Here is a 20,724-nt window from a genome sequence, read left to right on the forward strand (position 1 = left end):
GAGTATCGGACCGGGCATCCTTCTCGCGACTGTCGCAGCGACCGGAATTCTAACTCTTTGTTTTGACGCAATTCCCTTAGGGAAAGCGCACGCGCTTTTCCCGGGAAAACCGTTTCACACTTTTCCTCGAATTCCTCTAGTATCGCCCAGTGGTCGTTTGGTGCAGAGAGCTTGCCGAAACGAACCGCGATCCTCGATACGGAGACAAGCGATGTTTGCGGCCAAGGCCATCGACACCTCGGACAAGGCTGCGTTCTACCGCGACCTCGCCGCGCAACTGAAGGCGCTGCTCGAGGGCGAACGCGATTCGATCGCCAACGCCGCCAACACCGCGGCGCTGATTTTCCAGATGGTGCCCGACCTCAACTGGGCCGGCTTCTACTTCCTGCAATCCGACGAGGAGATGGTGCTCGGGCCGTTCCAGGGCAAGCCGGCCTGCGTGCGCATCGCGGTCGGCAAGGGTGTCTGCGGAACAGCGGTGGAACTGGGCACCTCGATGCTGATCGAGGACGTGCATGATTTTCCCGGCCACATCGCCTGCGATGCTGACTCGCGTTCGGAACTGGTCGTGCTGCTCGAGGACGATGACGGCGTCTTCGGCGTGCTCGATCTCGACAGCCCGTTGCTCGGCCGATTCGACAAGGCCGATCAGGCCGGCATCGAGACGCTGGCGGCGATCTACGCCGCCGCGAGCTCTTTCGAGGACTGAAGGTTCGAACGCCCTAGAGCGCCTCAGGCGAGCTTCACCAGCATCAGGCTGAAGCAGCCGATGAACAGGAAGGCCGAGAAGGCCAGCGCCAGCGGGCGCAGGCCGCGCGAGCGCAGCTGTGAAATGTCGGCTTGCAGGCCCATGGCGGCCAGCCCCATGGTCAGCATGATGGTGGTGGCGAGCGCCATCGCCGACTTCACGTCGGCCGGCACGCTGACGAGGCTGTTCAACGCCACGACGGCGACGAAGGCGGCGACAAACCAGGGCATGGGCGGCCGTGCCGCCGACTGATTTCTGCTCTTGCGGCGCGCCATCAGGCCGAGCGCGATGACCATCGGCGCCAGCATGGCGACGCGGGTCAGCTTGGCGACGGTGGCGATCTCGCCGGACTGGGTGCCGTTCTGGAAGCCGGCGCCGATGACTTGCGCCACCTCATGGATCGAGGCGCCGGCCCACAGGCCGAAGGCGTGCTGGTCGAGGCCGAGCACGGGCGCCAGCAGTGGGAAGCCGAGCATGGCGACGGTGCCGAACAGCGTGATCGAGGCGACGGCGTAGGTGACGTCCTCATCGCGCGCATCGGTGACGATGTTGGTGGCGACGATGGCCGAGGCGCCGCAGATCGAGGTACCGGCGGCGATCAGCTGCGCCAGCTTGGCGTCGACGCCGATCAGCCGGCCGAGCGTGATGGTGAAGAGGAAGGTGGAGCCAAGCGTCAGCGCCACGATGCCGACGCCGCCGGCGCCGATCGACACCACCTGGCCAAGCGTCAGCTGGAAGCCGAGCAGCACGATGGCGAAGCGCAGCAGCCGGCGCTGCGAAAACGCGATGCCGGCCTTGGCGTGGGCGGGGGTGCCGAGCACGTTGGAATAGATCATGCCGGCGACGACAGCGAGGATCATCGGGCTGAACAGAGCGAAGCCGGACACATTGCGGGCCGAGAAGGCGACGCCTGTGATCATCGCGACCAGCACGATGCCGGGCACAACGCCGTTCCACATCGAATTGAGCGACTTTCGACCTTGGTCGAGTTCGGCGGAAATCAGGCTCTTCGGAATATCGTTCGCGATGTGGGTAAGGGAAGACAATGCAATGCTCCAGGCGTGTATGCCGGAGGAATGCCATTCCTGAACCAATCTTTCCAACGAATTATTTTCGTTAGAACGATCGATTTTAGAGAACGATTGCTGGTCTCATCGCGCAAGCCGCCGCCGTCCTCTTCCGCTAGAGCTGCGCTTCGATGGCCGCCTTGTCGATGACCGACCAGACGTGCCTGATCCTGCCGTCGAGAAATTCATAGAAGACGTTCTCGCTGAAGGAGACCTTCCTGCCGTTGACGGGCAGGCCAAGGAAATTTCCCTTTGGCGTGCAGTTGAATTGAAGCCGGCTGGCTATGAAAGGCGCGTCGGAAATCAGCAGCTGAATGTCGAAATAGAGGTCAGGGATCTCGGAAAAATCCCGCTCCAGCATCTTGCGATAGCCGGACAACCCGACCCGGTCGCCATTGTAGTGCACCTCGTCATGGACGAACCGGTGCAAGGTGCTCCAGTCCTGATTGTTGAGGCAAGCGATGTAGCCGCGATAGGTGTCGGCAAGCTTGGTGTCGGTCACGGCGATTGCTCCGATGATTTATGCCATGCCGACTTCTATCAACTCCGGTGCCTTGGCTAAAGCGCGTCGCGACTGAACGGAATCATGCGATGCGCCTGGGTTGTTGCCCATCCATGTCGACGTACCAAAACCGCTGCGCGGTTGGGACGGCATGCACTAGTGCCGTTTTTGCGCTGCCTTTTGGCGGCGAGATCTGACGGCTTCCAGCAGTTCGTGCTCGCTGGTGTGCGCTTTTCGGAAAAGGGCGACAACCATCATCGCCAAGATTTCCGCTTTCGGATCCAGAGGATCGAGATCCTCATCCGCGCATACCTGGTTGAACACACGTTCGCAAATCGCCAGATCATGATGGCTCAGGCAGGTGCGATTGGAGCGCCGGCGCAGCATCTGCGCGAACCTTTCAGAGCCCGCCGCTCGTGCTTGCGGAGGGTCTTTTGCTGATGAACCGCCGAGGCGATGGACTGTTCGAGTGACACTATCGTCGATAGTGTATTGGAAGCAGTTTACTCGCCGCTGGATGATTGCTGTGTTAAGAGACCCAGAATCAGCGCGCACTCGCGAGCTTTATACTGTCCAACAGTCATGAGTTGATGGTAGTCCTGCCGTTTGTCCTCCGGGATATGAAAGCCACGTCGAAAGTCGGCCGCCTCTTTCGGAGTTCGAGTGCAACCGATCTTGCTGGCGGTGACTTTCAAGCTGGCCAATGAACACCCTATTTTTGCCGCAATATCCTTCAACGGTTCGTTGTTACCATATCCATCAAGAATGATCTTGCGACGAGCTTCGCTGTCGAGCTTTGTGTTCATTCTGACGGCCTCCTCAACTACGACTTCATGATGCCCGATTCTATAAGCATCAGGTTGAAGAGTGTCGTTAGCTTCGCATCCAGAAACTTATCTCGGCATTTATTTCTTACTGTAATCCAGCGTGATCGCCATTTCAGTGGACTCGAGTTCCGCCAGTCTTGCTAGAAGCCTGAGGTACACCACATGATTGAGAGGGGCATGGGCATACCGGAATCGGATATGGCACCATACGATGGACACTAAGAGGCAAGACGAGCCCCCTGGGCAGACGCCGGAGCGTGATCGACGTCGTTGGCCGCGCGAGGCTCAATCCCATAACGAGGCTGCTCCGTCACTCGCGCCGGCGCTCAAGCCGCTGTCCTTTTCAACGCTCGAACTGGCGTCGCAGGATCAATTCGCCGCTTGGCAAGCGCATATGGCACCGCTTGTCGAGGTCAGGTTGCCGGATGACAAATCGCTGGACGATGGCTTTCCCGCCGGCCACACGGCTTGGAATCTCGGTGGCATGCTGATCGTTCAACAGCACGCGCCGGCGCATAGTTACATGCGTTCTGCCGCGAAGCTTCGGTCCAGCGCGATCGATCACTGGTATATCGCCTTGCCACGTACCGGCCGCTCGTGGACGGAGGTCGATCGCCGCATTGCAGAAGGCCAACCGGGCAAATTGGAGATTAGATCGCTTGGCTACCCGTTTCGCGGCAGGACAACAGACTCCGAAAGCCTCCTTCTCTATCTGCCGCGTGATTTGTTCTCTGACGCCTCGGCAAACCTCGACGCAAGGAACAATTCAATTCTATCGGGCAACTTTGCCAACCTTCTGGTCGACCACGTCAACAGCATCGAAGCCAGCCTGCCCAGTCTCACGGCTGATGACCTGCCCCGCATCGTACACGCAACTCGAAGCATGATCATTGCCTGCCTCGCGCCTCCGGCCGAACATGCCGCGGCCGCCGAACAGTTGGCGAGTGTCGCGCTGATGGAGCGAGCGCGTCGATACGTCCAGAACAATCTGGATGCGGCTCATCTGACACCGGATTCAATGTGCCGGGCGCTCGGCGTCTCGCGCTCTCGTCTCTATCAGCTGTTCGAACCGAGCGGTGGTGTTCTCCATTACATACAAAGCCGCCGCCTTCTGGCAGCCCATGTTGCGCTTAGCGATGCGGCGGACAGGCGGCGCATTGTCGAAATTGCCGAAGCCTTCGGGTTTAGTTCCGCGGCTAATTTCAGCCGGGCATTCAGCAAGGAATTCGGCTACAGCCCCCGCGAAGGCCGCGGCACTGTGGTGTTGCCGCGTTCCGCCCACTCTGTTTCGCTTGCTGGACACGAGAAGGCCTCTTCCTTTGAAGGTTGGCTCAAGGCGCTCGGAAACTGAATACGGGGATCGGCGTTGCTGACGGGGCGGGCTCAAAAGAGGCTTGCCCGGGGGCGGGGAAGGCTACGCGGCCTCATGGACCACGATATCGTCGACCACAATATCTTCTTGCGGCACCCATCGCGCTATCAAATCGCATAGCTGATTCCCGCCAGTTCACGATCTGTTAACGAACTGTGACTGTTGATCGTTATCGACAATTTGCCGCCAATCACAGCGGAGCATTTATTGCAACTATTCTGCATGCGGCGCTTGTTAAGACAGCGAGTTGAAAGTTTGCCAAGCTTGACGTTTATGCTATTTTTAGACTGGGGGGCGCGAATCTGCACCGCTTATGGAGGTGGCTCTTGCGCCCAGAGGCATCAGGCGTCGGCAGGGAGAGTGAGGAGCCTTCCTTGAGCGATGCTCCACGTGCCGGCGAAGGGGTTCTCTTCGACCTTTTGGCGAACACGGCCGAACTTTTGTCGTTCTATGACCGCGACTTCCGCCTGACGCACTACGCAACAAGGCTCAAAGGCGTGTACGGAGCCGCGGTGGCGCTGGGCGCCGCCGTCTGGGAGATCTACCCGAGCTTTCTCGATGCGAGGTATCGCGACGAATTTCTTCGTGTCTTCGAGGGTGGCTCTCCGGCAAGCCTCGACCTGCCGCGATCATCGGGCGGAGCGCCCCGGTCGGTTTTTGTCTTCAGCACTGCAGATGGTGCCGGAATCATCGAATCAAGGGACCACGGCGGGCGGAGCGTTGCGGAGGAGCAAGAGCATGTAATTCTCCTCCATCAGGCAACGCACGACGCGCTGACCGGACTGCAGAATCGGCGGCGATTCGGCGAGCGGCTGCAGCAAGCAATGGTGGCCCTCGGCGGACAAAAGCCGAAAACCGCCCTGCTGCAAATAGACCTTGACGATTTTAAAGCGGTCAACGACACGCTCGGCCATGGAGCAGGCGATACACTTCTTCAGCTCGCGGCGGGTCGTATCCGCGACGCGCTGCAGGATGGTGAGTCCGCGTACCGGTATGCCGGCGATGAGTTCGCTGTAATCCAATTGGGAAAAGAGCAGCCAGCAGAGGCTGAGCGCCTCGCCGGGTCGCTGGTCGACGCATTCAAGCAACCTTTCGTCATCAACGGCATTCCCGTCTTCGTCGGCTCGAGTATCGGAATTGCTTTCGGGCCCGAGCACGGGACCGATGGCGAGCAGCTGATGAAAGCCGCTGACATTGCTCTTTACGCAGCCAAGACCGATGGACGCGGCTGCGCTCGAACATTCAACCGTTCGATGCTGCTCTTGCTCGAGCAACGCGAGAACCTGAGGCGCAGCCTTCGAACCGCGCTGGAGCGAGGCGAGCTTTATCTGGAGTATCAGCCGCTCATTCGGCCTCCCTCGTCGACGATCGGTTTCGAAGCGCTGCTGCGGTGGCGGCATCCCGACGTCGGAATCATCCCACCCAGCGTGTTCATACCGATCGCCGAAGCCGACGGTCTAATGGATGAGATTGGACGATGGGTGCTCGAGCAAGCCTGTCGCCAGGCATTGAAGTGGCCTTCTTCGCTGACAGTCGCGGTGAACCTCTCGCCGGCTCAGTTCCTTAGCGGTACGCTGACGGACACGGTCGCGCAGGTTATCGACGAAGTTGGAATCCGGGCCGACAGACTAGAACTTGAGATAACCGAGACGGTCCTTCTTGAGAAGACGATCGACAATATCGATACGTTGAATACTCTGAACGTCTTGGGAATACGAATTTCGCTCGACGACTTCGGAACATACTATTCGTCGTTGAGCTACCTTAAGAACTTTCCCTTCGACACCTTGAAGATCGATCAGTACTTCATTGCGGACCTGGAGGCCGATCTCAAAAGCCAAACGATCGTGCGATCCATCATAAATCTGGCGCACGGCCTGGGAATAAGTGTCACTGCCGAGGGGGTGGAGACGTCGGCTCAGGCACGGTGGCTGATCAAGGAAAATTGTGATTGCCTGCAAGGTAATCTCCTGGGGCGGCCGCTCGGAGCCGAGGCAACCAGCGATTTCATCAGGCGGTCCCCGCCGAAGGTGGTACGGGAGATGGAGAAATCAAATCGGGCGCTCTAGCGCCTTGCACCCTTTGTAAGTGGACAGTCGTCGAAACGATCGACGCAGATGCCACGCAATTCTTCGAGTCAGTGCGGGACTGACTCATTGCGAGACGGTCAAATTTCCGCCTCGGAGGCCATCGCCCCACCAGGGCTCAAATGCTGATGGAATAAGTGAGGATGCCGATGGTACCTGTCCAACATGACCTGGCTGGCGAGCCGACTTTTGAGCCCATGATCCAGATCGACATGGAAATCAAAGCTTTTGTCTCCGCTTGGAGACACTGCGATTATGTGTCGACATACATGGCCCGGATGATCAGTCAAAATAGATCAGACTCGGTCCGGCATTCAAATCTCTTTTCCTCTGCCTTCAACGAACTGCTGGAAATTGCCTTTCGTACGCGCCACGCCGACGGCGAGTTGGCATGCAGGGTGTCTCGCCATGGCGCCACGGACAGGATCGAGCTGACATTCCCATGCGTGCCAGGGGAGCGCCAATTCTACGAAGAAGCGATGTCGCAAGTCGCAGGATTCGAGGCCAGGGAGCGGTACCTCAATTCGGTGTCTGGGGATATCGCGCCAAGCCGGGAGGTCGTACTCCTGGAACTGGCTGTCGACTACAACGCCACACTCAGGGTCGAGGAAGCCGATGGGGATGCAATCAAGCTTGTCGTGGATCTTCCTCTCGAAGGCCTGCAACATTGAGCCCTTACGACCTTCCCCCACGCTTCAAGGCGCAATACGACGCGAACAATCAGGAGTTCTCCATATCGGGGGTGGTCCGGCCTCAGGCGATCGATGAGCTTGGGCCCAGCATAGCGTTGCTTCGCGATGCGATCAGTCGTGTGCGCGGCGTTCTCTACGTCAATGTCAGACGCCTGACGCAGATGAACAACGCCGCGTTTCACGCCTTTTCGCAGATCATCCTTGACGCCTGTCGCGCTCGACCCGATCTCAAATTCGTCGTCATCACGTCAAGCGTCGTCGGATGGACCTCACGAAAATTCGGTCGCTTGAGCGGAATCGAACCGAACATCACGGTCGAGGAGTATGACAGTAAATTCTATCCTGGGCAGGGCTTCCTCGAGGAAGGCGGGTTCGTTCCGATCCTGCGCACACAGACAAAGATGACCTGGCGCCACGAGCGTGCAATCTTGCCGCGACACGGCATGAGGCCCGGGATCGTCATGGCCGACATCTGTTGCGGGATCGGTGATTTCGCCTTGCTGGTGCAGAAGGAGTTCGAGCCATCGCGGATCGTCGCCCTCGACCACTCCATGTCAAGCCTCAACTATGCTCGACGCGTGATGCGGGAGTTCGATATCCGGGGCGTGGAATATACCTATGGCGATGCGTCGGAGATGCTGCTTGACGAAGCGCAGTTTGACTTGGTCACCTGCCGGCATTCCCTTCAAATCTTCAATCGACCAGAACTCATCCTCAAGGAGCTCTACCGCATATGCAAGCCAGGCGGTCGGGTCTATATCACCAACGAGAAGAATTCGCATTGCCTCGGCGAGCCGCGCGCCGAGAGCATTCGCTGGACCTACAACGAGGTGGCGAAGCTGTTCGGGTATTTCGAGATGGACGTCGAGCTTGGGCCCAAGAGCCGGCGATACCTGATCGAAGCCGGATTCGAAGATATACGTGTCGAGACCTTCATGGTCACTAATCTGGACGGTGATCCGCAGGACTTCGCCGATGTCATTGTAGCCTGGGCGGATGTCTATGCGGGCGAGATGGCGACCAGACGCGGCGACGGACCGGAGTTCGTTGCACGGTTCCGGCAGGGCTTCCAGGACCACATTTTCGCTGCGCTCCACCCCAAGGGTTATGCGGGTTGGCCGATTTGGGTCGCATCGGGGCGGCGGCCGCAATGAACGCCAGCGATGAGCCTACACCGCGCTTCGGCCTGCGCTCCTTTCGAGCGAAATTCGTATTGGTCGTTGGCGGCGCCGTCTTGTTCGACCTCCTGCTGAGCGGTGGTCTGGCGCTTTGGAACGTTCAGAAGCTGTCGCGCGATGCCACATCGGAAGTCGGCGAGGGCCTGACGACCGCAAACCAGGAATACATTCGTTCCTATGCCCAATCGACTGCGTTGAGCGTCGACCTGCTGCTCGACCGCGTTCATGGCGACGTCAAGGCGCTGGCCGGCGTGCTGCAGGCCCAGATCGACGATCCGAGCAGGCAGCAACAGGTCGGAGCGACCCTTTCGCATGAGGCGCCAGGCTCCGTGAAGGTCGTCTACGACGCGCGGGGCGATTGGGCGCAGAATCTGCCGGGCGCGCCTTCGGTGGTAAGCGTCTGGGGCTACCTGCTGGGTGCCGACCACACCCCGCTGCCGAGCGTTCAGAAGGAAATAGAAGACAGTACCGTGATCGATCTCGTCGCGCCGACTCTCATGGCCAGCGGGTCGTCCAAATTGCAGATGTACTATATTGGCCCAAAGGAACGGCCGATCTTCAGGACGGTTCCGTATACGGACCAGGCACAGACCTTCGACAAGCTCTATCCGGGTCACAACAAGGCGGAGTTCTGGGAGTTCTTTTTTCCGGGTATCTATGGTTCATGGCAGCAATGGGCCGGGAATCCGGCCTCTCGTCCCGTCCCTGACGACATTACCCAGACAGCGCCTTACACCGATGCAATCACGGGAAAGCTGATCGTCAGCTTTTTCCATCCGCTGTGGACGCGCGATCGCACCGGTATCGCCGGTACTGCGGGGGCAGACATCACTCTCGACCAGCTCGCGCAAGTCGTCGAACGTGTGAAGATCGCTGAAACCGGGTTCGGCTTCCTCACGATGTCGACTGGCAACGTGGTGGCGATCAATCCGTCGGGCCAGGCTATCATCGGCCTGACTTCATCGAGCGATGCGGGCACACAAGGCGTCACTGGCCTGGAGAGGTCCCTGCGGGGAAGTGTGCAGCCGGCAATCGCGTCGCTGCCTCTGGACCAGAACAATGACGGCGTCATTCAACATATCATGCTCGACAGCAAGGGCGAGCGCGTACCCTACATCGTCGTGCTCAAGAGATTGAAGCCGACCAATCTGTGGAGTTCGGGCCCGATCAAGTCCGAAACGATGTCGGTCGGGATCGTCGTTCCCGAACGGGAGATCTATGCGTCCCTGTTCGCCGCGCAACAGAGTATTTCGCGGGCAACCAATCGTATCCTGCTCTTTCAGATCGGCGCGATCATCGTTTCGCTTCTGATCGTTTTCGCGGCCGTGCTCGGGATTTCGAAGCGGATCACCGCGGGTCTCAGGGCGCTTGCCAGCGCGGCCCAGCGGCTCCAGTCCAAAGACTATTCAGTCCGCGTGAGCATTCCGACGCGCGACGAGGTCGGAGCGGCAGGGATCGCTTTCAACCGAATGGCCGAGCAGATCAGCTTTCACACGGAAAACCTCGAGCAGCTCGTCGACGACCGAACCAGGGAGCTCGGGGACGCAAATCAGGAAATATCCGCACTCAACGAAAAGTTGCGGGACGAGAACGTCCGCCTCGGTGCCGAACTCGCAGTCGCCAGGCATATCCAGATGATGGTGCTGCCGAAACCATTCGAGCTCCGAGCGATTCCAGGGCTGGAGATCGCGGCCTATATGCGACCGGCCGACGAGGTCGGGGGAGACTATTACGACGTCCTGCAGAACGGATCACGGGTCAAGATCGGCATCGGCGACGTGACCGGTCATGGTCTCGAGAGCGGCGTGCTGATGCTGATGGTCCAATCCGTTGCACGCGCGCTGCAGGAGACCAACGAAGCGGATCCACACCAGTTTCTGGATCGGCTGAACAGAGCGATCTATAAGAACATCGAGCGGACGAACACAGACAAGCATCTGTCGCTGGCCTTTCTTGATTTTGAGGATGAGCGGGTAACGCTATCGGGCCAGCATGAGGATGTTCTCGTTGTCCGTGCGGGTGGCGAAGTCGAACGCATCGATACGATAGATCTGGGTCTGCCAGTTGGTCTGGAGAAAGACATCTCGAAGTTCATTGCCACGCGGAACATCCTGTTTGGGAGTGGCGATGTGATCGTGCTGCACACCGACGGTGTGACCGAGGCGGAAGACCATGACAGAAAACTGTTCGGGTTCGAGCGCCTCTGCCAGAGCGCCCGAAAACGTCATGGCAGCAGCGCCGAGGATATCAAAACCGGGATCATCGAGGATCTGATGGCCCATATCGGAATCCAGAAGATCCACGACGACATCACCCTCGTGATCATAAGGCACACATAGGATGACCACGCTGTTCGGTACCCCTGACCTTGCAATCGGAATGATGGAAAGCGTCAGCCGCGTGCGGCTGTTCGACGGACCTCTCGACTTGAGCTGGCGTCATTGCGCTACGACTTCGGACTTCATCGCCGATCTTTTCGCATTGCGCTTTCAGTCATCCCGCAATGACTACAGGGAAGTGCGGCACAGCATCGGATACCTGGCCAACGAGCTCATCGAAAATGCTGTCAAGTTTCGCGCCCCGGGTGAAATCGTGATCGAGGCGTCGATGGATTCGGAGTGCTTCAAGCTCAAGGTGTCGAATGACCTCGATGGTGAAGACGCGTCCGAGTTCCAAAGTCTCCTGGCGGACATCACGGTTGGGGACCCCAGAGACCTGCTGATACAGCGAATTGAAGCGAATGCTGCCAACCCCGACGTGACAGGCTCCGGGCTCGGATTGCTGACGTTGATGAGCGACTATGGCGCCCGCCTGGCCTGGATATTCAGCTCCGTCGACGAAACCGATCGGATTTGCCTGGAGACATATGCCTCCATTCCGATCTCGCAAACTCACAACTAGGTCACGAAGCAAGGCCATGGAAATCAAGACAGACGACTACCGCGTGTGGATCGAAGGAAACGAAATTTTCTTCGACGGCGCCATGCGGCTTGCAAGTTCCGAAGCCGGTGCGCCTGTCACGGCTTTGGCGACCAGTGTTCTTGCCGCAAATCCCCCGTCCATTACGCTCAACTTGAAGGACCTCCACTTTCTCAACTCTTCCGGCATCAACCTGCTGGCGAAATTCACCATCGAGGTGCGCAAGCATCCCGAAGTTCGGCTCGTCGTGCGCGGAACGCCCGACATACCCTGGCAATCGAAATCATTGCCGAACCTGAAGAAGCTGCATCCCGCCCTGGTCCTTTTGATGGACTAACCAGGGTCGCCCGAAATTTGACAGGGGACTGCGTGGGTTGGCTGCAATCCTGGATAGGACAGGCCAGTCGGTGATGGTGCAAGAGCGCCGCACCGCGTGCGATATGTACGCCAGGATAAATTTTTGGATGCGAAGCTAACGACAATCCGGCCCCGTGCGCAGATGCTGGCGATGCTCGGCGGGGGCTCGGCACAGGCGGCAGGCGTCCAGGTTGGGAGGATGTCGGGCTGCCTGTGCCGATCAGCCGCCGTTGGTCGGTCAAAGGTGGCGTCATTGAGTAAGCGTGCCAAGGTCATCGGCGGCCGGCTGGAATTTATTCCGCCGCAGATCCCGACTCTGGTCGAGCGGCCGCCCGAAGGTGAGGGATGGGTCCACGAGGTCAAGCTTGACGGGTACCGAACGCAGATCATCATCGATAAAGGCGGCGTGCGTCTCTACAGCAAGAACGGCCGAGACTGGACCACGAAATACTGGCCCATCGCGCTGGCCGCCGAGCTGCCATGCCGGTCTGCCATTATCGACGGCGAGGTCATTGTGCCGGGCGAGCAGGGGGCTCCCGATTGCCCTGCGCTGGAAGCGGCTATCTGGAACGAACCGAGCCGGCTGGTGTTCGTCGCGTTCGACATCCTCCATCTCAACGGTCGCAATCTAACGTCCTTGCCCCTGCTGCAGCGCAAGCAGGCGCTGTGGCAACTGGTCGAGCACGGCCTCGGCAAGATCCAGTACAGCGAGCATTTCGAGGGCAATGCGCTGGCGATCTTCCGCGCCATCGACAAGCTTGAGATCATCATCTCGAAGCGCACCGACAGCCGCTACAGGAGCGGACCGTCGAACACATGGCTGAAGGCCAAATATTTCGAGGAGGCCGGTTCCTGAATTGGGGCGCTTCACCCAAAACCACTGCGCACCTTTGGGTGAGATAAGTTAGAACATGCCGAGGTCGTTGCCCGGCCGCTCGTCTTCCACCAGATACTTTCGTCAACTCCATCTAGCCGCGATAGCGCAAGGCATCGACCAGCAGCGAGAAGGCCGGCGTCGCCTGTCGCCGGCTGGGGTAATAGAGGTGGTAGCCGGGGAAGGGCGGGCACCAGTCGGCCAGCACCCGCACCAGCCGGCCGTCGGCCAGATCGGTCGTCACCTGGTCCTCGGGCAAATAGGCAAGACCCAAGCCGGCAAGCACGGCATTCAACCGCGGCGCGGCAGTGTTGAACACCAGCTGGCCCTCGACCCGCACCTTCATTTCGCGATCCGCCTTCTCGAATTCCCAGGCATAGAGCCCGCCATAGGTCGGTAGCCGCAGATTGATGCAATTGTGGGTGGTCAGGTCCTGCGGCGCGCGCGGCTTTGGCCGGGCGGCGAAGTAGGCCGGCGCGCCGACCACCGCCATGCGCATGTCGGGGCCGATGCGCACCGCGATCATGTCGCGCGCCACCTGTTCGCCAAGCCGCACGCCGGCGTCGTAGCGCTTCGGCGACGATGTCGGTCAGGCCGTAATCGACGATGATCTCGATCCTGATGTCGGGATAGTCGGGCAGCAGCCTGGCGATCGCCGGCCACAGGACCGCATCGGCGGCGTGCTCGCCGGCGGTGATGCGGATGGTGCCGGCGGGCTTTTCGCGCAATGCGCTCAAGGCGGCGAGTTCCATCTCGATCTCGTCGAGCCTCGGCCCGATGCTGCGAGCCAGGCGCTCGCCCGCCTCGGTCGGCGAGACGCTGCGCGTTGTGCGGGTCAGGAGCCGCACGCCCAGCCGCTCCTCCATCGCCCGCAATGTGTGGCTGAGCGCCGATTGCGAGACGCCGAGCCTGGCTGCCGCTCGGGTGAAGCTCCGCTCACGCGCGACGGCGAGGAAGGCAGTCAGCTCGTTCAGATTGTCGCGCGGCATTCATGAGTCCTTCTCATAAGTACATGCCGGATATAGCAGCTAATCGCGATCAATCGCAGGCCCTAAATAGGCATCATCGCAATCGGGCGGCCCAAAGGTGCCGGCTCTGAGGCCGGCGGCCGCGTCTGGCCCGCATCGAGAAGGGACAAAACCATGGATATCAAGCGAAGCGGCTCTCAAGCCTCCGGCAAGGGTCCGGGCGACTGGTTCACCGGCACGGTGCGCATCGATCCGCTGTTTCAAGCCATCGCGCCGGCGCGTGCGGCCGGCAACGCCGTTACCTTCGAGCCCGGCGCGCGCACCGCCTGGCACACCCATCCGCTCGGCCAGACGCTGATCGTCACCGCCGGCTGTGGCCGCGTGCAGCGCGAGGGCGGCCCGGTCGAAGACATCCGGCCGGGCGACGTTGTTCGCTTCGAGCCGGGCGAGAAGCACTGGCATGGCGCGGCACCGACCACAGCCATGACCCACATCGCCATCCAGGAAGCGCTGGACGGCAAGGCCGTCGACTGGATGGAGCACGTCGGCGACACGCAGTATGGTAGGTGACAAATGACGTGGTCGAAGGACGAACTCGGCAGGATCGCCGCGACCGACGATCTGCACATCGCGCCGCTGCGCGATGATCGCGTGACCTTTGGCACGCCGACCTGGATCTGGTCGGTGGTGACCGAAGGCGAACTCTATGTGCGCGGCTACAACGGCCGGAAGTCGCGTTGGTACCAGGCTGCGGTCAAGCAGAAGGCCGGTCGGATCACCGCCGCCGGCATGACCAGGGATGTCACCTTCGAAGCAGTCGATGGGCCGGTCAACGACCGTATCGACGATGCCTACCGGGCGAAATATGCGGCAAGCCCATACCTCGCCCCGATGATCGGTGCGCGCGCCCGCGCCGCGACCGTCAGAATCCTAGCGAAGACATGAAGGAGAACTGAGATGCAAAAGCGCAAACTGGGCCAGGGTGGCCTCGAAGTCTCGGCCATCGGGCTGGGCTGCATGGGGATGAGCCATTCATACGGGCAACCGATGGACACGCCGGATGCTGTCCGCCTGATCCGCTCCGCGTTCGAGCGCGGCGTCACCTTCTTCGACACCGCGGAGGTCTATGGCCCGTTCAAGAACGAGGAGGTCGTCGGCGAGGCGCTGCAGCCGATCCGCGACCAGGTGGTGATTGCCACCAAGTTCGGCATCGACATTGCCGGTACAGCCGGACACGACGGCATGGACAGCCGGCCGGGGCATATTCGCGAGGTCGTCGAGGCGTCGCTAAAGCGGCTTAGGACCGACCATATCGACCTCCTCTACCAGCACCGCGTCGATCCGGTCGTGCCTATCGAAGAGGTGGCCGGCGCGGTGAAGGACTTGATCAGCCAAGGCAAGGTGAAGCATTTCGGCCTCTCGGAAGCGGGCGTGCGCACCATCCGTCGCGCGCATGCGGTGCAGCCGGTCACGGCATTGCAGAGCGAATACTCGCTGTGGTGGCGTGAACCCGAGGAGGCGATCCTGCCGGTCCTGGAAGAACTGGGGATCGGCTTCGTGCCCTTCAGCCCGCTGGGCAAGGGCTTCCTCACCGGCGCCATCGACGCCAGCACAACGTTCGACAGCAGCGACTTCCGAAACACCGTTCCGCGTTTTGCAGAGGAGGCCCGCAAGGCGAACCAGGCGCTGGTCGATGCGATCGTCAAGATCGCAGCCGGGAAGAAGGTGACCCCCGCACAGGTCGCGCTCGCCTGGTTGCTGGCTCGCAAGCCTTGGATCGTTCCGATCCCCGGCACGACTAAGCTCAATCGCCTCGAGGAGAACATCGGATCGGCCGCCGTTGTGCTGAGCGTGGACGATCTTCGCGACATCGAGAACGCGGTCTCGGCGATTGCCGTGCAGGGAGAGCGCTACTCGCCACAACAAGCGGCGAGGATCGATCGCTGAAGCGGAAGGAAAATCCCATGACAGAGAACATCAAGGGCAAGGTCGTCGTCATCACCGGCGCCAGCAGCGGTTTGGGCGAGGCGGCCGCGCGGCTTCTGGCCAAGGAGGGCGCAAAGCTGGTGCTGGGCGCGCGCCGCCTCGACCGGCTGCAGGCACTCGCCGAAGGGCTGAAGCTCAGCCAGGACGCCATCCTTTCGACCGACGTGACGGATGTCGGCCAGGTCCGGCGTCTGGTCGACCATGCGGTGAAGGTCCATGGCCGCGTCGACGTCATCATCAACAATGCGGGCCTGATGCCGCACTCGCCGCTGGAACGCGGCAAGGTCGAGGACTGGGACCGGATGATCGACGTCAACATCAAGGGCGTGCTCTACGGCATTGCCGCGGCACTGCCTCACATGAAGACGCAGAAGAGCGGCCATATCATCAACGTGTCGTCGGTCGCCGGCCACAAGGTGGGGCCGGGCGGCGCCGTCTATGCCGCGACCAAACATGCGGTGCGCGTCATCTCGGAGGGCCTGCGCCAGGAGGTAAAGCCCTACAACATCCGCACCACAATCATCTCGCCGGGCGCCGTGGCGACGGAATTGCCGGACAGCGTCACCGAGCCCGATGTCGCCGAAGGCGTGCGCGCGCTCTACGACCGGGTGGCCATCCCGGCCGATTCCTTCGCCAGGACAGTGGTGTTCGCCATGAGCCAGCCGAACGAGGTCGACATCAACGAGATCCTGTTTCGGCCGACGGCGCAGGAGTATTGACCCGGGCGAAGAGCGTGAACGGCTCAAAGGTAGCGCTCTGTGGCGCCCCCCTCTGTCCTGCCGGACATCTCCCCCACAAGGAGGGAGATTGGCAGTTCGGGCGCCGGCCCTATTCCTGCAACGTCGAAGATTGGCGAAGGCCGCAGTGACTGCCAATCTCCCCCCATCGGAGGAGATGTCCGGCAGGACAGAGGGGGGCGCGAAGGAACTCGACGGTCTTCGCCAGGACGACGAAGGCACATCGTATGCTGGCCCAACAGCTCTGGCTCAACGACTGGCGCGCTGGCTCAACCACTTCGGGGGTTGCGTTTGACAGCGGCGTTTGTGCATCGTTATCTCCAGCCACATATGACGGCCGGCGAAGCCATGCGGCGCACCCCAAGGAGAAAACCATGTCACACAATCTGCAGTTCTATATCGATGGCGCGTGGGTCGATCCTGTTGTGCCCAACACATTCGACGTCATCGATCCGTCGAACGAGGATGCCTTCGCGCAGATCTCGCTCGGCTCCAAGGCCGATGTCGACAAGGCGGTGGCCGCCGCCAAGCGCGCCTTCAGCACTTTTGGCTTCACCGAAGTCGGCGAGCGGCTCGAGCTCTTGAACCGCATCATCGAGGTCTACAAGAAACGCAGCGCCGATCTGGCGCTCGCCGTGTCGCGCGAGATGGGCGCGCCGCGCCAGTTCGCGCTCGACAGCCAGGTCGGCGTCGGCCTCGCACATCTGCAGAAGATGGCCGACGTGCTGAAGTCGTTCGAGTTCCGCCATGTCAAGGGCAGCTCGCTGGTGGTCAAGGAGCCGATCGGCGTCGTCGGCCTGATCACGCCGTGGAACTGGCCGCTGAACCAGATCACCTGCAAGGTCGGTCCGGCCCTTGCCGCCGGCTGCACCATGGTGCTGAAGCCGTCCGAGATCGCGCCGCTCGACGGCATCATCTTTGCCGAAATCTTGGACGAGGCCGGCGTGCCGAAGGGCGTCTTCAACCTCGTCAATGGCGATGGACCGGGCGTCGGCCAGGCGCTGTCCAGCCACCCCGACATCGACATGATGTCGTTCACCGGTTCGACCCGCGCCGGCATCCTGGTGGCCAAGGCCGCCGCCGATACGGTCAAGCGCGTGCATCAGGAGCTCGGCGGCAAGTCGGCCAACATCCTGTTTGGCGATGTCGACCTCGCAAAGGCCGTCACCAAGGGCGTCGCCGGCTGCTTCGGCAACAGCGGCCAGTCCTGCAATGCGCCGACGCGCATGTTCGTGCCGCGCGACCGCCATGACGAGGCTGCCGGCTATGCCAAGGCAGCGGCTGAAAAGTTCACTGTCGGCCCCGCCGATGCGGCCGGCACCAAGCTTGGCCCGGTCGTCAGCCAGGTCCAGTTCGACAAGATCCAGGAGCTGATCCAGAGCGGCATCGAAGAAGGTGCGACGCTGGTCGCCGGCGGCCCGGGCCGTCCCGCCGAACTCAACCGCGGCTACTATGTCCGGCCGACCGTGTTCGCCGATGTCACCCACGACATGCGGATCGCGCGCGAGGAGGTCTTCGGACCGGTGCTGGCGATCATGCCCTATGACCGCGTCGAGGAGGTGATCGAAACCGCCAACGACACGGTCTACGGCCTTGCCTCCTACATCCAGGCCAAGGACATGAAGAAAGCGCGCGAAGTGGCGGCGCGCATGCGCACCGGCAATGTCTATATCAACTATCCGACCTGGGACGCCGGCCTGCCGTTCGGCGGCTACAAGCAGTCGGGCAACGGCCGCGAATATGCCGAATACGGTCTTGAGGATTTCCTCGAGATCAAGGGCATCGCCGGCTACGAGGCGGCGGAGTAGGCACGACGCAGTTCCGGGCCGGCGGCAATGCCGGCCCGTCCTGCAATTCAGGGGCGCGGTCCGCACAGTTGGCCGCGCATGCTTCGCTGCGCATGACCCCGGCAATGGCCGCCCGCGTTACCAGCAAGCTTGGAAGGTCAGCGACTTCGTTGCGCTTGTCGAGGCGAAAGAAGCTGAGAAACCGACCGTTCGCGGCCCGTATCGGAAGGCGACGATTGATTGGTTTCAGCTAGCCCACCTTGGATGAGTGTCAGGACTTCACGAAGGGACTGTTGAGGAAGTAACCTGAAAAACTCTGGGCGAAGACCGTCACCGCGTCTTGCTGCAATTTCATGGAACGACAACATTCCAAACATCGGTAATTCTCCCGTGGTATGTCGGGAGTCTGGCCGTTTGGCATTAGTGCCGCCACCCGTTTCCTGTCGAACTCTCCTATATGCTTAGAGCAAAGCATGGGAGGGATCGACATGGACGATCTTTGCGAGAAGATGGACGCCGTTGCGCCGAAGCCGGGCAAACGCGGTCCCTACAAGAAACAGTAAGATCGTCCATGGCAGATCGAGATCGTTGGATAATTCACATCAAAGAGCTTCGCTCTAGGCACGGCGTAAGCCTCCTCGAAGCGGAACGCATTGCCTTGTCATATCCTGACTGGCGACGTTGGGTCGAACGCCAAATAAACACGGATGAGCGCTGTCGCAAGTTCGCACGCACTCACATGGCAGCCAATCGTCAAGCCTCGCTAATCTACAAAGATGGCAGTGTACTAAAAGTGCGCTGACCTGCGAACTTCGACGCGTGCGTTTATGGGATTACGTCTAGATTTCAAACTGAAACACCATCGGCGACATGGCTTCGTTGCTCGCCGAAAGCGACTGGTGATAGGCTGGATTGCAGGCAGCGGGAGGATTCGAGCCTTGAGTATGGGGAGTTCCCAGCCAAAGCTGGAAGGACAAGAGACCGACGAGAGCCACTACCAGGTTTTTGTCGACGATCATTTTCATTATCGCGATGAGAGCCACCGTTACCTCGACGGAAAATTTCCAACCTACGATGGGGCGGTGGAGCGGTGCCGCGCCATAGTCGACAGCGAACTGGAAGATGCTTTCAAACCCGGAGCGACTGCCGAAGAGCTGTTTGAGAAATACAGTTTGTTTGGCTCGGATCCGTTCATAAAGACACCGCCGGGGCTGCGGGTTGATCCGCCTTTCTCCGCTTGGAATTATGCATTGGAGCGGTGTGAAATCCTGGCTCGCGTCTCGACTGTTCCAAAAACCTGATTGCGCGCGGCCCAGGCTTTTGACTGAGCGCTGATGGGGCTTCGCGGAATGCGTCTGATCCACCATTGGATCTGTTTCTTGCCAATTGGCAAATTCATGCTATATATCTGCCAATAGCGAGGACGCAAAAGTGCAACTTCAGCCCATAGTCACCACGCCGGCCACGGTTGGAAGCGCCATTTCGAATGAAGAGGCGGGCGCGCTGGCGCGCACCACCGTCAACCTGTTCAAGGCCTGGAACCTCACCGACCTGGAGGCCTGCATCCTACTCGGCGGCATGTCGGCGCGCACATGGGCACGTTGGAAGACTGGGGCACGCTGGAAGGAGGGCGGCATCGGCAGGATCGACCGCGACCTGCGCACCCGCATGGCGCATCTGATGGGCATCCACAAAGGCCTGCGCTATCTCTTTACGGAGCCGGCGCGCGGCTATGCCTGGATCCGCAAGCCCAATGCCACTTTCGGCGGCCAGTCGGCGCTCGACCTGATGCTGCGCGGCGAACTCTCCGACCTTGCCGCGATGCGCGAATGGCTCGATGCGGAGCGTGGTGCATGGTGAGTGGGCTCGCGGTTCGGCGCCGCGTCCACTGGCACCAGACCTTCCGCATCATCCGCTCCATCCATCCGCCCATCGACCTCTTCGAGGACATTGCCGACCCGCGTGACTGGGAGGCGCTGGCCGCGGTCGAGGAGAAGACCAACCCGCGCATCAGGCTCGAGATCGGCGACCTTGGCAAGGTGGCGGCCACAAGGCGGGTTTCCGGCCCTGGCGCCAGCTTCGTGATGGCGCCCTTCGTGCATTGCTCGACCCTGCGGCCCGGTCGGTTCTCGGATGGCAGCTACGGGATCTATTATGCCGGCGACAGCGAAGAGGTGGCGCTCGCCGAGACCATTCACCACCATCAGAAATTCATGCGCGCCACCAACGAGGATCCGGGCTGGACGGCGGATTTCCGCGTGCTGGTCGGCAGCGTCGACCGCGACCTCGACGACGTGAACGCGGTGCCCGGCGTGCTCGATCCCGACGACTATACCGCCTCGCAGGCCGAGGGGCGGGCGCTGCGGGAAACCGGCAGCGACGGGCTGGTGTGGAACAGCGTGCGCATGCCGGGCGGCGGCTGCATCGGCATCTTCTGGCCGGACGCCATCACCATTCCGGTGCAGGGCCGGCATTACAGCTATCACTGGGACGGCGCCCGCGTGGATTACGTGCGCGAGCACGATACGGGCAAGGTGCTGGCTGTCACCTGAGGCTGGCGAGAGCGAATTGCATCCGCGGTGAGCTTGGTTGCAACCGCCCCGGATCCCGCTTTACAGGTCGC

Annotated in this window: 21 protein-coding genes and 1 pseudogene; 16 read left to right on the forward strand and 6 right to left on the reverse strand. The window is 60.8% G+C overall.

Annotated elements, in window-relative coordinates:
- Window positions 1-211 precede the first annotated feature (211 nt).
- On the forward strand, window positions 212-709 hold the full coding sequence (locus CGZ66_RS34750) for a GAF domain-containing protein (protein WP_095091144.1): 498 nt from the start codon (window positions 212-214) through the stop codon (window positions 707-709).
- Between the two features lie 23 nt (window positions 710-732).
- Here CGZ66_RS34750 and CGZ66_RS34755 read toward each other — a convergent pair whose 3' ends face one another.
- From CGZ66_RS34755 to CGZ66_RS34770, 4 genes are all read right to left on the reverse strand, one after another.
- Window positions 733-1,794, reverse strand: a complete 1,062-nt coding sequence (locus tag CGZ66_RS34755) for a YeiH family protein (RefSeq protein ID WP_095091145.1) — start codon at window positions 1,792-1,794, stop codon at window positions 733-735.
- A 136-nt stretch (window positions 1,795-1,930) separates the two neighbouring features.
- Window positions 1,931-2,317: an ester cyclase gene (locus tag CGZ66_RS34760; protein WP_095091146.1), complete on the reverse strand. Its 387-nt coding sequence runs from the start codon at window positions 2,315-2,317 to the stop codon at window positions 1,931-1,933.
- A 156-nt stretch (window positions 2,318-2,473) separates the two neighbouring features.
- Entirely contained in the window at window positions 2,474-2,704 is a 231-nt protein-coding gene (locus tag CGZ66_RS34765; RefSeq protein WP_095091147.1) for a hypothetical protein, read from the reverse strand.
- Window positions 2,705-2,820: 116 nt separating this feature from the next.
- The gene (locus CGZ66_RS34770) at window positions 2,821-3,123 is read right to left on the reverse strand and encodes a hypothetical protein (RefSeq protein ID WP_095091148.1); all 303 of its coding nucleotides are present in this window, start codon (window positions 3,121-3,123) and stop codon (window positions 2,821-2,823) included.
- A 232-nt stretch (window positions 3,124-3,355) separates the two neighbouring features.
- On the opposite strand from CGZ66_RS34770, the gene CGZ66_RS34775 reads away from it, so the two are divergent.
- The 8 genes from CGZ66_RS34775 (at window position 3,356) to CGZ66_RS34810 (ending at window position 12,605) form a co-directional block, all read left to right on the forward strand.
- On the forward strand, window positions 3,356-4,495 hold the full coding sequence (locus CGZ66_RS34775; RefSeq protein ID WP_095091149.1) for a helix-turn-helix domain-containing protein: 1,140 nt from the start codon (window positions 3,356-3,358) through the stop codon (window positions 4,493-4,495).
- A 395-nt stretch (window positions 4,496-4,890) separates the two neighbouring features.
- A complete protein-coding gene (locus tag CGZ66_RS34780) occupies window positions 4,891-6,585 on the forward strand; it encodes a putative bifunctional diguanylate cyclase/phosphodiesterase (RefSeq protein WP_095091746.1) in 1,695 nt (564 codons plus the stop codon).
- 161 nt (window positions 6,586-6,746) lie between these two features.
- Window positions 6,747-7,274: a ubiquinone biosynthesis methyltransferase UbiE gene (locus tag CGZ66_RS34785; protein WP_425352334.1), complete on the forward strand. Its 528-nt coding sequence runs from the start codon at window positions 6,747-6,749 to the stop codon at window positions 7,272-7,274.
- Entirely contained in the window at window positions 7,271-8,449 is a 1,179-nt protein-coding gene (locus tag CGZ66_RS34790; protein WP_095091150.1) for a class I SAM-dependent methyltransferase, read from the forward strand. The genes CGZ66_RS34785 and CGZ66_RS34790 overlap by 4 nt, the downstream gene beginning before the upstream one ends.
- Window positions 8,446-10,812 carry a SpoIIE family protein phosphatase gene (locus CGZ66_RS34795; protein ID WP_095091151.1) on the forward strand — a complete coding sequence of 789 codons (2,367 nt, stop codon included), beginning with the start codon at window positions 8,446-8,448 and terminating at the stop codon, window positions 10,810-10,812. The genes CGZ66_RS34790 and CGZ66_RS34795 overlap by 4 nt, the downstream gene beginning before the upstream one ends.
- Before the next feature lies 1 nt (window position 10,813).
- Complete coding sequence (locus tag CGZ66_RS34800) at window positions 10,814-11,374, forward strand: slr1658 superfamily regulator (RefSeq protein ID WP_206073834.1); 561 nt, start codon at window positions 10,814-10,816, stop codon at window positions 11,372-11,374.
- 16 nt (window positions 11,375-11,390) lie between these two features.
- The gene (locus tag CGZ66_RS34805; RefSeq protein ID WP_095091152.1) at window positions 11,391-11,729 is read left to right on the forward strand and encodes a slr1659 superfamily regulator; all 339 of its coding nucleotides are present in this window, start codon (window positions 11,391-11,393) and stop codon (window positions 11,727-11,729) included.
- A gap of 273 nt (window positions 11,730-12,002) precedes the next feature.
- Window positions 12,003-12,605 (forward strand): ATP-dependent DNA ligase, encoded by a 603-nt coding sequence (locus CGZ66_RS34810; RefSeq protein WP_095091749.1) that lies wholly within the window; start codon window positions 12,003-12,005, stop codon window positions 12,603-12,605.
- A 112-nt stretch (window positions 12,606-12,717) separates the two neighbouring features.
- Here the strand turns inward: CGZ66_RS34810 and CGZ66_RS34815 are convergent.
- Window positions 12,718-13,612: pseudogene (locus CGZ66_RS34815) on the reverse strand (LysR family transcriptional regulator).
- 153 nt (window positions 13,613-13,765) lie between these two features.
- Between CGZ66_RS34815 and CGZ66_RS34820 the strand changes: the two are divergent.
- From CGZ66_RS34820 to CGZ66_RS34840, 5 genes are all read left to right on the forward strand, one after another.
- Window positions 13,766-14,161 carry a (R)-mandelonitrile lyase gene (locus CGZ66_RS34820; protein ID WP_095091153.1) on the forward strand — a complete coding sequence of 132 codons (396 nt, stop codon included), beginning with the start codon at window positions 13,766-13,768 and terminating at the stop codon, window positions 14,159-14,161.
- A gap of 3 nt (window positions 14,162-14,164) precedes the next feature.
- The gene (locus tag CGZ66_RS34825; protein WP_095091154.1) at window positions 14,165-14,536 is read left to right on the forward strand and encodes a DUF2255 family protein; all 372 of its coding nucleotides are present in this window, start codon (window positions 14,165-14,167) and stop codon (window positions 14,534-14,536) included.
- A gap of 12 nt (window positions 14,537-14,548) precedes the next feature.
- A complete protein-coding gene (locus CGZ66_RS34830) occupies window positions 14,549-15,538 on the forward strand; it encodes an aldo/keto reductase (protein ID WP_095091155.1) in 990 nt (329 codons plus the stop codon).
- A gap of 17 nt (window positions 15,539-15,555) precedes the next feature.
- Window positions 15,556-16,296 carry an SDR family oxidoreductase gene (locus tag CGZ66_RS34835; protein WP_095091156.1) on the forward strand — a complete coding sequence of 247 codons (741 nt, stop codon included), beginning with the start codon at window positions 15,556-15,558 and terminating at the stop codon, window positions 16,294-16,296.
- Between the two features lie 392 nt (window positions 16,297-16,688).
- Window positions 16,689-18,122: an aldehyde dehydrogenase family protein gene (locus CGZ66_RS34840; protein ID WP_095091157.1), complete on the forward strand. Its 1,434-nt coding sequence runs from the start codon at window positions 16,689-16,691 to the stop codon at window positions 18,120-18,122.
- An 818-nt stretch (window positions 18,123-18,940) separates the two neighbouring features.
- On the opposite strand, the gene CGZ66_RS34850 is transcribed toward CGZ66_RS34840, so the two are convergent.
- Complete coding sequence (locus CGZ66_RS34850; RefSeq protein WP_095091159.1) at window positions 18,941-19,468, reverse strand: hypothetical protein; 528 nt, start codon at window positions 19,466-19,468, stop codon at window positions 18,941-18,943.
- A 64-nt stretch (window positions 19,469-19,532) separates the two neighbouring features.
- Between CGZ66_RS34850 and CGZ66_RS34855 the strand changes: the two genes are divergently transcribed.
- Both CGZ66_RS34855 and CGZ66_RS34860 read left to right on the forward strand, forming a co-directional pair.
- Complete coding sequence (locus CGZ66_RS34855; protein WP_095091160.1) at window positions 19,533-19,961, forward strand: MbcA/ParS/Xre antitoxin family protein; 429 nt, start codon at window positions 19,533-19,535, stop codon at window positions 19,959-19,961.
- Window positions 19,955-20,653 (forward strand): RES family NAD+ phosphorylase, encoded by a 699-nt coding sequence (locus CGZ66_RS34860; protein WP_095091161.1) that lies wholly within the window; start codon window positions 19,955-19,957, stop codon window positions 20,651-20,653. Before CGZ66_RS34855 ends, CGZ66_RS34860 begins: the two co-directional genes overlap by 7 nt.
- Window positions 20,654-20,724: the final 71 nt, after the last annotated feature.

Source organism: Mesorhizobium sophorae (genome assembly GCF_002270415.1).
In the GTDB taxonomy this organism is placed as follows: domain Bacteria; phylum Pseudomonadota; class Alphaproteobacteria; order Rhizobiales; family Rhizobiaceae; genus Mesorhizobium; species Mesorhizobium sophorae.

Excerpts from the sequence above, each read along its gene's own strand:
- CGZ66_RS34775 (WP_095091149.1), top strand. The coding sequence starts at position 3,356 with ATGGACACTAAGAGGCAAGACGAGCCCCCTGGGCAGACGCCGGAGCGT.
- CGZ66_RS34765 (WP_095091147.1), bottom strand. The coding sequence starts at position 2,704 with ATGCTGCGCCGGCGCTCCAATCGCACCTGCCTGAGCCATCATGATCTG.
- CGZ66_RS34830 (WP_095091155.1), top strand. The coding sequence starts at position 14,549 with ATGCAAAAGCGCAAACTGGGCCAGGGTGGCCTCGAAGTCTCGGCCATC.
- CGZ66_RS34770 (WP_095091148.1), bottom strand. The coding sequence starts at position 3,123 with ATGAACACAAAGCTCGACAGCGAAGCTCGTCGCAAGATCATTCTTGAT.
- CGZ66_RS34800 (WP_206073834.1), top strand. The coding sequence starts at position 10,814 with ATGACCACGCTGTTCGGTACCCCTGACCTTGCAATCGGAATGATGGAA.
- CGZ66_RS34805 (WP_095091152.1), top strand. The coding sequence starts at position 11,391 with ATGGAAATCAAGACAGACGACTACCGCGTGTGGATCGAAGGAAACGAA.
- CGZ66_RS34860 (WP_095091161.1), top strand. The coding sequence starts at position 19,955 with ATGGTGAGTGGGCTCGCGGTTCGGCGCCGCGTCCACTGGCACCAGACC.
- CGZ66_RS34850 (WP_095091159.1), bottom strand. The coding sequence starts at position 19,468 with ATGGTGGATCAGACGCATTCCGCGAAGCCCCATCAGCGCTCAGTCAAA.
- CGZ66_RS34785 (WP_425352334.1), top strand. The coding sequence starts at position 6,747 with ATGCCGATGGTACCTGTCCAACATGACCTGGCTGGCGAGCCGACTTTT.
- CGZ66_RS34750 (WP_095091144.1), top strand. The coding sequence starts at position 212 with ATGTTTGCGGCCAAGGCCATCGACACCTCGGACAAGGCTGCGTTCTAC.
- CGZ66_RS34795 (WP_095091151.1), top strand. The coding sequence starts at position 8,446 with ATGAACGCCAGCGATGAGCCTACACCGCGCTTCGGCCTGCGCTCCTTT.
- CGZ66_RS34840 (WP_095091157.1), top strand. The coding sequence starts at position 16,689 with ATGTCACACAATCTGCAGTTCTATATCGATGGCGCGTGGGTCGATCCT.
- CGZ66_RS34825 (WP_095091154.1), top strand. The coding sequence starts at position 14,165 with ATGACGTGGTCGAAGGACGAACTCGGCAGGATCGCCGCGACCGACGAT.
- CGZ66_RS34820 (WP_095091153.1), top strand. The coding sequence starts at position 13,766 with ATGGATATCAAGCGAAGCGGCTCTCAAGCCTCCGGCAAGGGTCCGGGC.
- CGZ66_RS34835 (WP_095091156.1), top strand. The coding sequence starts at position 15,556 with ATGACAGAGAACATCAAGGGCAAGGTCGTCGTCATCACCGGCGCCAGC.